The organism is Shewanella fodinae (assembly GCF_014651955.1).
GTDB classification, from domain to species: domain Bacteria; phylum Pseudomonadota; class Gammaproteobacteria; order Enterobacterales; family Shewanellaceae; genus Shewanella; species Shewanella fodinae.
Map to the genome: position 1 here is coordinate 193,676 of NZ_BMXW01000005.1, position 15,154 is coordinate 208,829.

The following is a 15,154-nucleotide window of genomic DNA, read 5'->3' on the forward strand; positions in this document are numbered from 1 at the left end:
GTCAGCACTTGGGTCAGCGTCAGAGATCAACGCATGCCACGCGCTAGTTTTACTCTTTCATAAGCTGCTTGGATATCCTGCGCTTTGCGTTTGGCAATTTCCATCATCTCTTCTGGCAGCCCTTTAGCGACCAATTTATCTGGATGGTATTCGTTCATCAGCTTACGATACGCACGCTTCACATCCTGGTCGCTGGCTGCAGGAGTCAGTCCCAGCAGATGGTAAGCATCATGCTCCGAAGTGGCATTATTACTGGGCTGCTGAAATCTGAACTCCGCTTGCCAGCGCTTCAGCAGCGCTTCTAACTGTTGCTGACTGAATCCCAGTTCCCGCGCAATCGTGTGTAGAATATCCAGCTCTTTAGGGTGCAGCTCACCATCAGACAACGCGGTTTGGATCTGGATTTCCAGAAACATTTGCTGCACTTCGCGGCGGCCCAAGGTCAAGGCCCGAAAACGTCGTAAATGCTGCTCTAAGTCGAAATCAGTGGCCTTTCCATCACGGAATGCTTGTTGAGCCTCGCGGCGGGCATCGCTGTCCAGTCGCAGAGTATCCATGAGCATGGAGGCAATACGAATATCATTTTCGGTCACGCGGCCAGAAGCCTTGGCTATGTGCCCCATCACAGCAAAGGTGGTATTGAAGAATTGCATTTGACGCGCGGCAGCATCACCGGCACCAGACATCCGCTTATCGAATTGGTGCCCCAGCCAGATCCCCAGCAATGCGCCGAAAAAACGGCCGAACATAAAACCGATAACACCGCCGAAAAATTTACCCCAAATTTGCATCATTTATCCTGTCATTTCACACATCTGCTGCCGTAGCATATAGGATGAGTAGTGAATTTAAACGTTTACCGAATCGGTTAATCGCCGCTCCAGTGCCTGCAAACGCGTTACAGTGCCAACATCACACCAGTAAGCAGGCCAGTACTCCGCACTAACGAGTCCATCCGCTATCTTCTGTCTAAGCAGCGGCCCCAATGAAAAACGGGTTTCGTCTATGCCAGCAAATAGTTGCGGATGATAAATACCCATGCCTGAGAAGGTCAGTTTTGCCCCCTCTTCCGCCACCAAAAAATCCTCTTTCAAGACAAAGTCTCCCTGAGGATGATGAAGCGGGTTATCCACCAACCACAAATGCGCGAGGCAATTATCCTTCAGCACAGGTAACTGTGGCAGCTTATCGACAAAAATATCGCCGTTGATCACCAAAAAAGGCTCGTTGCCCAACAGCGGCAATGCCTGCTTAATACCGCCACCAGTTTCTAGCGCTTGCGCTTCAACGCTATAGTGAATCTTTACCCCATAGCGCCCACCATCACCCAGCGTCTCCATCAGTAACGGCGCTAACCAAGCACAGTTAATCACCACCTCTTGGATACCTGACTCAGCCAGATGTTGCAGATGGTAAGCAATCAATGGTTTTCCGGCTACCGGGACTAACGGTTTAGGTAAGGTATCTGTGAGCGGCCGCAAACGCTCCCCTCTTCCGGCCGCTAGAATCATTGCGCGCATCAACAGTGCTCTCCACACAAGGGGAATAATCGGTGCCGCACCCAATTGCCAAACGGCTGCAATTGAGGATAACGCTCACTGACATCGGCAATGTAGCCCAGTGTAAGCGGAATATCCTTTATATAACCTGACTTGCCATCACGATGCAGCAGTCTAGCAAAAATGCCTGCCGCCTTGATATGGCGCTGAAGTCCCATCAGATCGAACCAACGGCCAAATTGCTCAGCAGTGACTTGGCTATCCAGCAACTGCTGAGTCAAACACTGTTGATAAAAAGCATCACGGAGTTCATCAACGACGGAATCCGGCCAACGAATATAACAGTCACGCAGCAAAGATACCGCGTCATAGGTAATAGGCCCTTGAACAGCATCTTGAAAATCAATCACATACAACTGCTGATGGTATACCATCAGATTCCGGCTATGGAAATCCCGATGCATCCCTACCCTAGGTTGCGCCAACGCATTTTCGGTTAACACCTCAAAAACTCGCTGCAACAACTGTTGCTCGCTGCTATCCAGTGATAACTGCCAATGTTTCGCCAGTAACCATTCTGGAAAGATAGTGAGTTCACGTTGTACAAAAGCAGCATCATATTGAGGCAAGGGCGCTAAACCGCTACGGGTGACCTTGGCTATTTTAGGTAACAGCGCCAACGCTTGCCGATACAAGTCGCTCACATTGTCAATGTTCAGCCGCGACAGTAACTGCTGGTCACCAAGATCTTGCTGCAAAATAAAACCCTCTGTTTCATTTACAGCAATAATCGTGGGCACTGGGATATTTGCTTGATGGTACGCCTGAGCCAGCGCCAAAAAAGGCCTGTTATCCAGTTGTTCAGGAGGTGAATCGGCGACAATATAGCTTTTGGCCCCAGTGACAACGCGAAAGTAACGACGGAAACTGGCATCGCCGGAGATTAAGGTCATGTTCACTGGAACACCAAAATGACACGCTAACCATTGCTGTAATTGAAGAAATCTGGAGTCCGACAAGGTCACCTCGTGGCTCTTAGGATAAAATTGCTTTATTATAGCGGCGGAAAAAACAGGAAACAGCCTGTGGTGACAGAGTTTTTCCCTGGCTGGAGTTGCAACTTAACAGATGCAACTATACTCTCCGAAACACGATTCCAGACAAAGAAGAACCGATAAAGACCCAAGATGCGGAAGCGACTGATACTGGCTCTGAGCCTCGTCACCCCCGTGGCAATAGCAGCCACCGACCCACAGACGGATGAAACCTACGGCCAGTGTATCATTGTGCCTCCCGTTCCTTATAATCCTCCAACAACGGAAGACACTAACAAGAATAATCAGCAAATTGAAATTTCGTCAGATTATTCTGAAAGTAAGTTGGGACAGAGTGCGGTCTTTCAGGGCGATGTATCGTTATCACAGGCAGATAGACGGATCACCGCAGATAAGGCGTCGGTCGATCAACGGCTGCAACAATTGTCAGCAGATGGCAGTCTCGTATTTCAGGATTCGATGATAACGGTTACGGCTGAGTCAATGCAGGCGCAAATGCGATCTAACGTTGCGTCATTGACGGGTGCTCAATATTGGTTACATGGTCAGCAATTACATGGTAAAGCTAAAAACCTGCAAATCACTAAGAATAACAATTTGATCCTGCAGGATAGCAGTTTTACCACTTGTCCCCCAGAGAACGAATCCTGGGTACTAGAAGCTCGCCGCATCCGCATTGACTCCAAAGATGAATGGGGTGAAATCTGGGATGCTAAGTTACGCGTGGGCGGTGTTCCGGTGTTTTATATTCCGTATATGACCATACCGATTACCGATAAACGCAAAACAGGCTTTTTGTTTCCAACATTTAGTTCCAGCACCACTAACGGTATTGAAGTATCTACGCCTTATTACTGGAATATTTCGCCAGAATATGACCTTACCTTTACGCCCACATATATGAGTTCTCGCGGCCTGTTCACCAAAACAGAATTCCGCTATTTGGCCGGAGATGACCAGCAGGGACAAGTCAATTTGGAATATCTCGGTAGTGATGGCAAATTGGAAAACAGCCCGGATCGCTACATGTTTCACTGGCAACAGCAAGGGGCGCTGGATGAAAACTGGCGAGTACGCGCCAATTTCACGGATGTGTCTGATAATAACTATTTCAATGACCTGAAATCAGATGTGAACCGAGCCACCGATAATCAACTTAACCGCGTCGGCGACTTGGGTTACTACACTGATAATTGGGACTTTGGTGTGCGAGTGCAGGACATCAAAGTGTTGGGAGAAGACGAATCACCCTATCAGGTGATGCCCCAGCTAACATACAATTTCCGAGCGCCGCGCTTTTGGCAAGGACTGGATTTTAGCCTGTATTCTGAATTAACCAATTTTGAGCATCGAGGAGAAGACTGGAACTCCGCTGATCGCCTGCATTTTGAACCGACAATAACATTGCCTATTCAAGGGCCTGCCGGCTCACTTACCAGTGAACTAAAACTGTTACAGACTAACTACTGGCAACACAATATTAGCGACAATGAGTTACAGGAGACGGTTAACCGGACATTGCCGCAAGTAAGGGTTCACGGCCAAATCAATTTTGAACGTCAGACCAATTATTTCGACGAAAATTACCGCCAAACGCTTGAACCCCAATTCCAATATCTCTACGTGGGCTATAGAAACCAAGACGAAATTGGCATCTACGACAGCGCCGACCTGCAGCAAGATTATACCGGTCTGTTCCGCGACCGTCGTTATTCAGGTCTAGACCGAATCGCTGATGCCAACCAGCTGACATTAGGGTTAACCACCCGGCTATTTGATGAGCACAATCTGGAGCAACTGAAATTCAGTCTGGGGCAGATCCTGTATTTTGAAAACAGCAAGGTCAATCTCTATTCCGATGAGCTGCGACAGGAGAGTTCTACTTCAGTGTTGGCGGCGGAATTGGATGCCCATCTCTATAGCGACTGGTTTATTAGCGGCGCAATTCAATATGACACTCGCTATAAAGAAAACAAAAAGAGCGAGGTCACCCTGGACTATCGACCGGGCCCCAACAAGTTGGTACAGCTCAGTTACCGCTTTGTACCCGATCTGCTCAACCGAAACACCAATGATCGCGTAGACATTTCTCAAGCAGGCTTCAGAACTACATGGCCAGTCACTAACAGTCTGTACTTTGTCGGTAACTGGTATTACGACCTGAACGAAGACCGTTCTGTCGAAACCTATACCGGCTTCCAATATGAATCCTGTTGCTGGGCAGTGCGTTTAGCCTATCACTACCACATTAAGACCAACTATCAGGACAACTACAATCCGGCGATTGATAATCGTGAATTATTTGAAACAGGTTTCTATCTTAACTTTGTTATCAAAGGGTTGGGTGGTACAGGGCCACTCGGTGTCGATGACATGATGAATGACGGCTTGTTCAATTATCGAAAACCACTTTATCTGAGGAATTAGCGCGGATTTGTGGTAGATTGCTGAACCTCAGACAAAACTGACAGTCAAAAACTGGACAACTGCGGTGGCGAAATGCTGCCGACCAAATAAAAATGTGGCAAGGATTTTGTTAATGACCCCCAGTAAAAGTTTAGTGTTTGCATTATGTGCGCTGGTAGTGAGCCATTTTGCCGTGGCGGAACCGCAACCGCTGGATCGCATTGCGGTACAGGTAAACAACGGTGTAGTGCTGGAAAGTGAAGTGCAGAATATGATGGCGGAAATTAAAGCCAGTGCACAAGAAAAAGGCCAAAAATTACCTTCGGATAATGCCTTGCGCACCCAGGTAATTGAACGTCTGATCCTCACTAAACTGCAGTTGCAAACCGCAGATCGAATCGGCTTACATATCGGTGACCTGCAACTAGACCAGACCATTGCCAATATCGCCAAACAGCAAAATATGACGGTGCCACAGCTACAGGCCAAAATTGAGGCCGATGGTCAGAGCTTCAGCCAGTATCGTGAGCAGCTGCGAGAAGATATCACCTTAGGTGAGATTCAACGTATCCAGGTACAACGTCGGATCCAGGTATCGCCTCAGGAAATCAATCACCTAGTGAAACTGATCCAAGAACAGGGGCTTAAGAACGTAGAATTTCAGATAGGCCATATCCTGATTGAAGTACCACAGAATCCAACACCAGAACAGCTGGAAAGTGCCCGCAAACGTGCTGAAAATGTGTTAAGCCGCCTTAAAGAGGGTGCTGATTTTCGTGAATTGGCAATCGCCTCTTCAGCGGGACCCAAAGCCTTGGAAGGCGGTATTTGGGATTACATGAATATTAACGAAATGCCCACACTGTTTGCCGAAGTGGTTAATAATGCCAAAAAAGGCGACATTATTGGCCCAATTAAGAGCAGTGCCGGCTTCCATATTATTAAGGTTATGGATACGCGGGGCATGGAAACTAAAGAGGTTCAAGAAGTCAATGCCCGTCATATTCTGTTGAAGCCATCACCGATCCTTTCAGAAGAACGCGCTAAAGCCACGTTAGAACAGTTCATTAAGGACATCAAAAGCGGTAAGGCCAAGTTTGCAGATTTGGCCAAACAGTACTCTGAAGATCCCGGTTCTGCCGCTAAAGGCGGTGAATTGGGTTGGGCTGAGCCTTCTATTTATGTTCCAGAATTTGCACAAACCTTGTCACATCTGAAAGATGGCGAAATCAGTGAACCGTTCCGTTCCTCTTTTGGCTGGCACATAGTACAGCTCGAAGGCCGCCGGACTACAGATGCCACCAAAGAATTCAACACCAACCGCGCTCATGAATTGATCTTCCGTCGGAAGTTCAATGAGGAATTGCAGAACTGGCTGGACGAAATGCGGGCAAGCGCATACATTGAAGTTTTCGATCCTCAACCTAACAGAGGTTAAGCAGTTTGGACACTAAACGTATTGCCATCACCGCCGGCGACCCTGCCGGAATCGGCCCGGAACTGGTAGTACAACTGGCTCAGCGCAGTTGGCCAGCAGAGCTGGTCGTGTGCGCTGATCCGTCATTGTTGCAGTCACGGGCAAAAATGCTTGGGTTGAGCTTGCAGCTACGGCCCTATCAGCCGTCACAGGCACCAAAGCCACAAGAAGCGGGGACACTGACTATCGTCCCATTTCAGATGGCGGCAGAGGCGCGTTGTGGCGTACTGGATGAACAAAATAGTGCCTACGTGGTTGAAACGTTAAGTTATGCTGGTGAGAAAAACATGAACGGCGAATTTGACGCTGTGGTTACCGGCCCCGTACACAAAGGCATCATTAATCAGGCCGGAATACCGTTCTCTGGGCATACAGAATTTTTTGCCCATCAAGCGGGTTGTAAGGATGTGGTCATGATGTTGGCCTGCCCAGGATTGCAGGTGGCGCTGGTCACCACCCATATCCCGCTCGCCTATGTTGCCAAAGCCATCACCCGCGATCGCTTGCACCAAGTGATCAATATTCTGCATCATGATCTGGTCAACCGCTTCGCGCTGGAAAACCCGAAAATTTATGTTTGTGGTCTCAACCCTCATGCCGGGGAAAACGGTCACCTAGGGCGCGAAGAACTAGATGTGATTATTCCGGCGCTTGATGAACTAAGGCAGCAGGGAATGCGGATTGTCGGCCCATTGCCGGCTGATACGCTGTTTCAACCTAAATATCTGCAAGATGCCGATGTGGTCTTATCCATGTACCATGATCAAGGGTTACCTGTGCTGAAGTCCATGGGATTTGGTAAATCGGTCAATATCACCCTAGGGCTGCCATATATCAGGACATCGGTTGATCACGGGACTGCGCTGGAACTTGCAGGTACCGGTAAAGCAGATCTTGGCAGCTTTGTCTGTGCCTTAAACAAAGCCATTGAACTGGCACATAAAAACTAATCCCAACTGAGCATTAATGAGTAATAAAGTACATTTAGGCCATACGGCCAGAAAACGCTTTGGTCAGAATTTTCTGACAGACAGTAATATTATCAATCGCATTGTTTCCGCGATTGCTCCTGACAATGACCATATCATGGTGGAGATTGGCCCTGGTTTAGCCGCATTGACCGAACCTGTAGCCGAAAGCATTGACAGTTTGACTGTTATTGAGCTGGACCGAGACCTAGTAGAGCGATTACAGCATCACCCGATGTTGAAAGATAAGCTAGAAATTCACCAGGGTGACGCGCTGCAGTTTGATTTCAAACAGCTGCTACGCGATGGCAAGAAGTTAAAAGTGTTTGGCAACCTGCCTTACAACATCTCCACGCCGCTGATGTTTCATCTGTTTAGTTTTGCTGAACATATCAGCAATATGCATTTTATGTTACAGAAGGAAGTGGTACTAAGGTTATCGGCGGCGCCTGGCAGTAAAACCTATGGACGCTTGACAGTGATGGCACAGTATTATTGTCAAGTAGTGCCCGTACTAGAAGTGCCGCCGGAGAGTTTCACCCCGCCACCCAAAGTTGATTCTGCCGTGGTCCGCCTAGTGCCTTATGAGCAGCGACCTTGGCCCTGCAAAGACATTAAATTGCTGGAGAGCATCACCGCTACTGCGTTTAATATGCGCCGCAAGACGTTAAGGAACAATCTGAAGCAGTTATTCAGCGATGAAGACTTTTCCTCACTGGGTATTGATGCGGGGCTGCGACCTGAGCAGATAAGTGTTAGTCAATATGTGGCAATGGCCAACTATCTGTACAATAAAAGAATCTAGACAGCGGGGACGCTTTTTTAGCGTCCCGCGTTTCCCCATCAAGTCACACAACAGGAAGGGAAATGGCACAGTACAATTCTGTCAGAGTTGAAGTAAAAACCGAGTACATCGCCCATCAGTCTGCGCCCAATGAGGACAGATATCTGTTCAGCTATACCATTACCATCATCAATTTGGGTGACGAAAGCGTCACCTTAAAGAGCCGCCACTGGATTATTACTGATGCTAACGGTAAAAAGACAGAAGTACAGGGGGCTGGTGTGGTTGGAGAAACCCCAAAAATTCAGCCAAACACTGCATACCAATACAGCAGTGGCACAGTGCTTGAAACCCCACTTGGTGTGATGGAAGGTCGTTATCTGATGGAAACGGATCAGGGCCGGAGCTTTTATGTTCCCATAAATGCATTTCGCCTGGCTGTACCCGGAATGATCCATTAGAAAGGAATGTACTGTGGCTAATTATTTTGTAGGTGACATTCACGGTTGTTTCAGCGAGTTAAAAAAGCTGCTGGAAACCGTGGATTTTAATCAATCAAGGGATGTGCTTTGGTCAGTGGGCGATCTGATCGCCAGAGGTTCAGAGTCACTGGCAACACTGCGTTTTTTCGAGCATTTGGACAACGCTGCCAGAATGGTGCTTGGCAACCACGAGCTTAATCTTTTTGGTATCAACGCTGGGATACGCACCCCCCGCCCTTCCTGTCAGCTTACTGAGCTTATTGCATCAGACGACTTCCCGCGGTTGCTGGAGTGGTTAAGGTTACAACCGCTGCTGCACGAAATGCCTGAACACCAACTACTGATGACTCATGCGGGCATACCACCGCAATGGGATGTAGACACACTACGTCAAGAAGCAACTCGTGTATCTGAGGCGTTAAAGCAACCAGACTATCTTGATGTGATCATCAGCCGTATGTATACCGATGCGCCAGAAGGTTGGAACCCAGACCTCGATCATTATGAACGGATCCGTTATTGCATAAATGCACTCACCAGAATCCGCTTTTTGTACAGTGATGGTCGTCTAGATTTTGCCTGCAAACTTCCACCAGAAGAATGTGTCGATTCTGACCTGAAGCCTTGGTTTCTATTCCCCTCTAAAACCGATAATTACATTAAAGTTTTTGGTCACTGGGCTGCGTTGATGGGTGAAACCGGTAATCCCAAGATACAAGCCCTAGATACCGGTTGCTGCTGGGATCAGTACCTGACATTATGGCATCTGGAGTCAAATCAAAAAATCACGCAAAAGCGGTTAAAAAAGAGTTAAACTAACGCCTTATTCGGCCGATGAACTTGCTATTGCGCCTGATTACCCTCATACAAAAAATAATAATTGTTCCGGAGTAACCCTATGAAGTTGAACATGGCCACCCGAGTAATTGCCGGGTTTACGGTAGTGACCCTGTTGCTGCTGATTCTTGGCACAGTTTCCTGGCTGACCAATAATGAGCTAAAGCAAGCGACGCAGATTACTCAGAAATTAAGTCTGCCAGCGCTAGACACCACCAATGCCTTATCCGAAATTCTCAGCGAACAACAACGACTGATCCTAGTCGCTTTTCATATTCAGATCTCTTCAAAAATGCCTGAAGTCAATAACAAATTTGCACAACAAAACAGCACATTTGATGATAAATACAACACGCTGATATCACTATTGCAGGGCAGAGAAGAGATCCAAAGCATCCTGCCAGAGGTTAACAGCAGTTACCAAGAATTCACTGGCCTTGGTAAGAGAATGATGGATAACAAACTGCAAGCACTGCAGTTGCAAGAAGGTTTGATAAAAACCCGCGATCAGTTGGATTCTGAGTCCGATGATGCCGGTTCATTATTGCTGGACCTGGTAGATATGGAAAACGCCAGCGATGCAACCAAACGAGATATTGCCGCTGCCGCATCTTCTGTCGACAGCAGTATCACCAGCATCGTCAGCACGGTTTATGATCTGGTTGCCACCACGGAGCAGAGTAAGTATGAACTGATCAATAAAGAACTCGGCTACATTATTGGCGAGGCGCAAACTAAACTCGACTATATTGGTCGTCACGGTGATGGCGTAGTCAAACCAGAAGTCCTGAAAGCCATCAATCAACAAACAGCGAAAATCTTTAAGTTGCTGCAGGGCAGCGGCTCCATCCAAGAGAGAAAAGGTCAACAAGTACAACTGTTACTGAGTACTAGTAAAGATTTGGAGCAGTCCGAAGCATTAAAAGGTAATGCTGTTAATGCAATGAAACATCTCTCCACTGCAATTGAAAAGCTGTCGAATGATGTCAATGCCAATATCCTCAATAGCATTAACTCTGCCAGCATTAAAACGTTAATGGTGGTCATTATTGCGATTCTGGTTGCCATTGGTGTTAGTATCGCAGTCATCCGACCTTTAACAACAGCACTTAAGCAGATTAACCATGCCCTAAGTGTGGTGGCATCAGGGGATCTGACTCATAAACTCGACGATTCAGGACATGACGAGTTTGCTGAATTGTCCCGCAACTGCAACCGACTCGTCGACAGTTTACGGCAGCTTATCACCGGTATTTTAGATCGGTCTAATCAACTGGCGGCGGCGGCAGAAGAAACCTCTGCTATTACGTCTCAAACCACGGTGAGTATTCAGGAGCAAAAAGGCCAAGTGGTTCAGGCAGCTACTGCTACCACAGAGTTAAGTTCCAGTGCCCAACAGGTATCCTTGAGTGCTGACCATGCGTTGGCGCAAATCAAGAAAGCGGATGAGCAAGCGCAAAATATGCACGGCATCGCGGAAGAAAATCGCCATACAATTGAATCACTTGCCAACGAAGTTGCCAAAGCCGCCAAGGTGATCAATAAAGTTCACTCTGACAGTGGTGCGATTGGCTCTATCTTAGATGTTATCCGAGGTGTTGCTGAGCAAACAAATCTGCTGGCGTTGAATGCGGCCATTGAAGCAGCACGAGCAGGTGAACAAGGCCGTGGTTTTGCGGTAGTTGCCGATGAAGTCCGTAGCCTTGCATCCCGGACGCAGCAATCCACTGCAGAAATTCAACAGATGATTGAAGTACTGCAAAAAGGCACTAAAGAAGCAGTAAGCGTCATGGAATTTGGTCAATCACAGGCACAACTCTGCGTTGAGAAAAACGAACAGTCGAACAACGCGCTGCTGGCCATCAGCGATTCGGTTCGCCAAGCACATGATGCGGGAACTCAAATTGCTGGCGCCGCGCAAGAACAGAATCTGGTCAGTCAGCAAGTTTCAGAGAAACTGGAGCATATCGCCCAGATTTCCGAAGAGACCGCTACCGGAGCCGATCAGACTGCACAATCCAGTCATCAGGTTGCAAAACTAGCTGAAGAACTGCAGCTGTCTGTACGAGAATTCAACGTATAAAAATACGACGCACAACTAAAAAGCCGCTCAAAAAGCGGCTTTTTATTTTTCTGAGGTCAGGGATTAATCTTCTTCCCCACCGCTACCGCCTAAACGATCTTTAATCGCCGCAGTAATTGCACCGCTGCTAAAGCCATTGGCCTCGGCCCAGGCCAGAATGGTTTTACCGTCAGATTCGGCCACTCCGAGTTCATTAGTTGACAATCGTTTAGCAACAAACTCACCCGTTTCCTCAGCTTTGGCCAAGTACGCAGTTCGTAATAAGCTATTGCCATCACACACAATGCCCTGATATACGTTACGTAGTTTTACACGATTTTCCTTAAGCTTTTTACGCAATCGATTCTTGTCATTTGATTTCACATAATCGCAAATACTGGCAATCAACGCGACATCGTCAGCAGCCTTTGCTGGCGCAGGTATTGAGATCGAGGATACAGCGACCAACGCAGCTATAGCCACAGGGAACAGACGCATCATTCACTCCTTAAGTTTTTATAGTTTTGTTTACCAGCTATTGCCGGCCTCATACAGGGTATTAAAAATACACGCCAAATTTAACACTTTTTAACGTATTTTAAAAAGTGAAATTCCAGTCCATTAGCGCTGATCCCTGAATCGTCGGAGGATTTGACCCACTGACCATCATCCCAGAAGGGGAAATAAGTATCGCCGTCCACATCCAATGAAATTTGCGTTAAATAAAGTATGTCTGCACAAGGCAGCGCTTCAGCGTATAACTGCCCACCGCCAATAATCATCAATTCATCGCATACATTGGCTTGGTCAAATGCCTCAGATAGAGAGCTCACCATGGTCACCCCAGGAATTGTCATATCACTGTTGCGGGTGATAACGATATTCTGTCTGCCTGGGAGCGGTTTACCAATAGACTCATATGTCCGCCGCCCCATCACTACTGGCTTACCCATGGTCACCTGTTTAAAATGTCGCAGATCCTCCGGCAAATGCCAAGGCATCTGGTTATCCTTACCGATGACACGATTATTGGCCATTGCGGCTATCAAGGCGATTCGCATGAAGACTCCGTAGCTATCGAGTTAAATAATCGGACGAGTTCGATAATACACCAATGATGGCATCGCCAATCCAACCGACAATGCTCCCAGAATAAACACCGTTTTAACGCCATTAAGCACGACCTGATTCAAAACGTCTGGGCGAACTTCTGAATGAGCGGCCAACTCCACTAACGCGATAACAGTGTTATAAGCATATGAGCCGGGGATCATCGGAATAATGGCCGCAACGCCATACAACAGTGGAGGCGCCAGATGGCGCTTGGCAAACATGATAGTCATAATGCCAATCAGCGCCGCAGCCATAAAAGTGGCCCATTCAATAGGTACTGACAAAAACTGCATTAATAGAGTACGAAAACAGTGACCAACGGCACCAGCCAAAGCGCAATAAGGTAAAAAACGCCGTGGCACATTGAACAGCATGGCAAAGCCAACGGCAGGAAATGAGGAAAAAAAAGCATCATCAGCGAGTTTAAGCAATAGTTCCATCACTTCAACAATCCCCCTAATTGCATAGCGATGGTGATACCAATCACCGATGCAACCGTCATCAGCGTTGCCTGCCCCCAACGAGCAATACCTACATTCATATGGCCTTTAACCATATCCGATATGGCATTAATCATTGGAAACCCCGGCACTAACATCAATACCGAGGCAGCGACAGCAAGCCTAGGAGTAGCCGTTAATGGATACATAAAACCCACTTGAGCCAGCACACTAGTGACAAAGGCAGTCACGGCGAAATTTACCAGCACATTAAAGTGCTTTGCCGCCATCGCCAGACGTACATACATGCCGACAGCAGCGGCCAGGAAAGTGATAAAACATGCCGCAGCATCACCACCAGACAGATGGCAAAAACTACCACAGGATAGTGCTACCGATGGGATAAGGACCCAATTCGGATAGGTACGAGGGTGAATATGCGCCAATCTTTTGCGCACGTCATTAGGACCATACAGCCCCTTTTCTGTCAGCAGACAGATCCGCTGTAACTCACAAACCACCGCCATATTGATGCCATGTTGCCGAATACGTCTGGTCGTGGTGACACACCGCCCATGGACCAGACTGGTCAACACCAGTGAATTTGATGAGATAGATAGTTCGACACTAGCTAGCCCCAGTGCTTGTCCTAAGCGCTGGCTCAGTTCTTCCACTAAGTCAGACTCGGCACCATAGGCCAGCAAAAGCTGCGCAGCCCGGACTACCTGCCGGGTGATATCATTTTGGGTATCAGCGTACACAGGAGTTCAGGCTCTCTTTATCAGCGATTAGCGTTGATATATAACCTCGACATCATAATCATCGTCATCGAAGTCATCGTCAAATTCATCATCATATTCTTCGTTGAGATCGTCAGCGTTTTCCAGATGATCACTACTCCATTTGAACTCGACCTCGTCATCCGGGTCATTATCTTGTTTTTCTACGGGCAGCTTACTGATGAAGTCATATAACTTTTCCGCCAGCGCTGCTGTCCCTTCTCGGGTGTAGGCAGACATGGTATATACCTCGCCTTCCCAGCCGATGTCTGCGACCACCTTGGCAACTTTTTCCTGAAGTTCCTCTTCAAGCAACAAATCAGCCTTATTAAACACCAACCAACGTGGTTTACCTGCCAGTTTAGGGGAGTATTTCTCCAATTCTGCCACAATTGCGCGAGCTGATTCTGCAGGGTCGCTACCATCTACAGGTTCAATATCGACGATATGAAGTAATACCCGGCAACGCTCCAGGTGCTTCAGGAAACGAATACCAAGCCCGGCACCTTCTGCCGCACCTTCGATCAAACCAGGAATATCGGCAATAACAAAACTCTGCCCTGGACGTGGATTTACAACCCCCAGATTGGGCACTAGTGTGGTAAAGGGATAATCAGCCACTTTGGGTGTGGCTCGAGAAACCGCACGAATAAAAGTAGATTTACCGGCATTTGGCATCCCGAGCAAACCCACATCCGCCAACAGCAACAACTCCAATCTCAAACTACGGACTTCGCCTTGAGTTCCCATAGTTTTCTGCCTAGGAGCGCGGTTAACACTGCTTTTAAAACGAGTATTGCCAAGCCCGTGGAATCCACCTTTAGCGACCAATAACTTTTGACCGTGCTGAGTCAAGTCACCCAAGACCTCGTCAGTATCTTCGTCAACTGCACGGGTACCGACAGGCACCCTCAGGATAAGGTCTTGACCGCCGTGACCAGTACAATCACGGCTACGGCCATTCTCACCCCGTTCTGCCGCATGGAAACGTTCAAAACGGTAATCAATCAGGGTGTTGAGGTTTTCATCTGCCTGCAGATATACACTGCCACCGTCACCACCGTCACCACCGTCGGGGCCACCATCAGGCAGATACTTCTCACGCCTGAAGCTGACGCAGCCGTTTCCGCCATCGCCAGCATCGACTCTAATTACTGCCTCATCAACAAACTTCATAAACTCTCCTGATACCACCGAATGCAAGAATTATATCTGTTAAATCCGGTTGGCACCAAAAAACAAATTAACCAAA

The 15,154-nt window shown here is 47.8% G+C and carries 15 protein-coding genes; 7 read left to right on the forward strand and 8 right to left on the reverse strand.

The window, feature by feature from the left end; translation table 11 throughout:
• Window positions 1-26 precede the first annotated feature (26 nt).
• Genes djlA through IE064_RS06855 form a run of 3 tightly spaced genes read right to left on the reverse strand, consistent with a single transcriptional unit; the run spans window position 27 to window position 2,524 of the window.
• Complete coding sequence (gene djlA / locus IE064_RS06845) at window positions 27-791, reverse strand: co-chaperone DjlA (protein WP_133040361.1); 765 nt, start codon at window positions 789-791, stop codon at window positions 27-29.
• A gap of 57 nt (window positions 792-848) precedes the next feature.
• Window positions 849-1,520: an N-acetylmuramate alpha-1-phosphate uridylyltransferase MurU gene (gene murU / locus IE064_RS06850; protein WP_189617199.1), complete on the reverse strand. Its 672-nt coding sequence runs from the start codon at window positions 1,518-1,520 to the stop codon at window positions 849-851.
• Window positions 1,520-2,524, reverse strand: a complete 1,005-nt coding sequence (locus IE064_RS06855; RefSeq protein ID WP_189617200.1) for an aminoglycoside phosphotransferase family protein — start codon at window positions 2,522-2,524, stop codon at window positions 1,520-1,522. The genes murU and IE064_RS06855 overlap by 1 nt, the downstream gene beginning before the upstream one ends.
• Before the next feature lie 162 nt (window positions 2,525-2,686).
• Here IE064_RS06855 and lptD point away from each other — a divergent pair, with 162 nt between their 5' ends.
• The 7 genes from lptD to IE064_RS06890 all read left to right on the forward strand — a co-directional run bounded on the left by lptD (window position 2,687) and on the right by IE064_RS06890 (window position 11,591).
• On the forward strand, window positions 2,687-4,981 hold the full coding sequence (gene lptD / locus IE064_RS06860; protein ID WP_189617201.1) for an LPS assembly protein LptD: 2,295 nt from the start codon (window positions 2,687-2,689) through the stop codon (window positions 4,979-4,981).
• 112 nt (window positions 4,982-5,093) lie between these two features.
• Window positions 5,094-6,398 carry a peptidylprolyl isomerase SurA gene (surA, locus tag IE064_RS06865; RefSeq protein ID WP_133040342.1) on the forward strand — a complete coding sequence of 435 codons (1,305 nt, stop codon included), beginning with the start codon at window positions 5,094-5,096 and terminating at the stop codon, window positions 6,396-6,398.
• Window positions 6,399-6,403: 5 nt separating this feature from the next.
• A complete protein-coding gene (gene pdxA / locus IE064_RS06870) occupies window positions 6,404-7,387 on the forward strand; it encodes a 4-hydroxythreonine-4-phosphate dehydrogenase PdxA (RefSeq protein ID WP_189617202.1) in 984 nt (327 codons plus the stop codon).
• Window positions 7,388-7,403: 16 nt separating this feature from the next.
• Window positions 7,404-8,210, forward strand: coding sequence for a 16S rRNA (adenine(1518)-N(6)/adenine(1519)-N(6))-dimethyltransferase RsmA (rsmA, locus tag IE064_RS06875; protein WP_189617203.1), 807 nt, complete (start codon window positions 7,404-7,406; stop codon window positions 8,208-8,210).
• Between the two features lie 62 nt (window positions 8,211-8,272).
• Window positions 8,273-8,650, forward strand: a complete 378-nt coding sequence (apaG, locus tag IE064_RS06880) for a Co2+/Mg2+ efflux facilitator ApaG/CorD (RefSeq protein ID WP_133040345.1) — start codon at window positions 8,273-8,275, stop codon at window positions 8,648-8,650.
• A 13-nt stretch (window positions 8,651-8,663) separates the two neighbouring features.
• Window positions 8,664-9,485, forward strand: coding sequence for a symmetrical bis(5'-nucleosyl)-tetraphosphatase (locus IE064_RS06885; RefSeq protein ID WP_189617204.1), 822 nt, complete (start codon window positions 8,664-8,666; stop codon window positions 9,483-9,485).
• A gap of 84 nt (window positions 9,486-9,569) precedes the next feature.
• Window positions 9,570-11,591 (forward strand): methyl-accepting chemotaxis protein, encoded by a 2,022-nt coding sequence (locus IE064_RS06890; RefSeq protein ID WP_189617205.1) that lies wholly within the window; start codon window positions 9,570-9,572, stop codon window positions 11,589-11,591.
• 63 nt (window positions 11,592-11,654) lie between these two features.
• On the opposite strand, the gene IE064_RS06895 is transcribed toward IE064_RS06890, so the two are convergent.
• The 5 genes from IE064_RS06895 to cgtA form a co-directional block, all read right to left on the reverse strand.
• On the reverse strand, window positions 11,655-12,068 hold the full coding sequence (locus IE064_RS06895) for a DUF3718 domain-containing protein (protein WP_189617224.1): 414 nt from the start codon (window positions 12,066-12,068) through the stop codon (window positions 11,655-11,657).
• An 80-nt stretch (window positions 12,069-12,148) separates the two neighbouring features.
• Window positions 12,149-12,631 carry a dihydrofolate reductase gene (locus tag IE064_RS06900; RefSeq protein ID WP_189617206.1) on the reverse strand — a complete coding sequence of 161 codons (483 nt, stop codon included), beginning with the start codon at window positions 12,629-12,631 and terminating at the stop codon, window positions 12,149-12,151.
• 21 nt (window positions 12,632-12,652) lie between these two features.
• A complete protein-coding gene (locus tag IE064_RS06905; protein WP_189617207.1) occupies window positions 12,653-13,126 on the reverse strand; it encodes a threonine/serine exporter family protein in 474 nt (157 codons plus the stop codon).
• The gene (locus IE064_RS06910) at window positions 13,123-13,884 is read right to left on the reverse strand and encodes a threonine/serine exporter family protein (protein WP_189617208.1); all 762 of its coding nucleotides are present in this window, start codon (window positions 13,882-13,884) and stop codon (window positions 13,123-13,125) included. Before IE064_RS06910 ends, IE064_RS06905 begins: the two co-directional genes overlap by 4 nt.
• A gap of 27 nt (window positions 13,885-13,911) precedes the next feature.
• A complete protein-coding gene (cgtA, locus tag IE064_RS06915; RefSeq protein WP_133040351.1) occupies window positions 13,912-15,078 on the reverse strand; it encodes an Obg family GTPase CgtA in 1,167 nt (388 codons plus the stop codon).
• Window positions 15,079-15,154: the final 76 nt, after the last annotated feature.

What these genes read in the sequence shown, in the direction of transcription:
- djlA (WP_133040361.1), bottom strand. Translation starts at nt 791, where the DNA reads ATGCAAATTTGGGGTAAATTTTTCGGCGGTGTTATCGGTTTTATGTTC.
- murU (WP_189617199.1), bottom strand. Translation starts at nt 1,520, where the DNA reads ATGCGCGCAATGATTCTAGCGGCCGGAAGAGGGGAGCGTTTGCGGCCG.
- lptD (WP_189617201.1), top strand. Translation starts at nt 2,687, where the DNA reads ATGCGGAAGCGACTGATACTGGCTCTGAGCCTCGTCACCCCCGTGGCA.
- surA (WP_133040342.1), top strand. Translation starts at nt 5,094, where the DNA reads ATGACCCCCAGTAAAAGTTTAGTGTTTGCATTATGTGCGCTGGTAGTG.
- rsmA (WP_189617203.1), top strand. Translation starts at nt 7,404, where the DNA reads ATGAGTAATAAAGTACATTTAGGCCATACGGCCAGAAAACGCTTTGGT.
- apaG (WP_133040345.1), top strand. Translation starts at nt 8,273, where the DNA reads ATGGCACAGTACAATTCTGTCAGAGTTGAAGTAAAAACCGAGTACATC.
- IE064_RS06890 (WP_189617205.1), top strand. Translation starts at nt 9,570, where the DNA reads ATGAAGTTGAACATGGCCACCCGAGTAATTGCCGGGTTTACGGTAGTG.
- IE064_RS06895 (WP_189617224.1), bottom strand. Translation starts at nt 12,068, where the DNA reads ATGCGTCTGTTCCCTGTGGCTATAGCTGCGTTGGTCGCTGTATCCTCG.
- IE064_RS06900 (WP_189617206.1), bottom strand. Translation starts at nt 12,631, where the DNA reads ATGCGAATCGCCTTGATAGCCGCAATGGCCAATAATCGTGTCATCGGT.
- cgtA (WP_133040351.1), bottom strand. Translation starts at nt 15,078, where the DNA reads ATGAAGTTTGTTGATGAGGCAGTAATTAGAGTCGATGCTGGCGATGGC.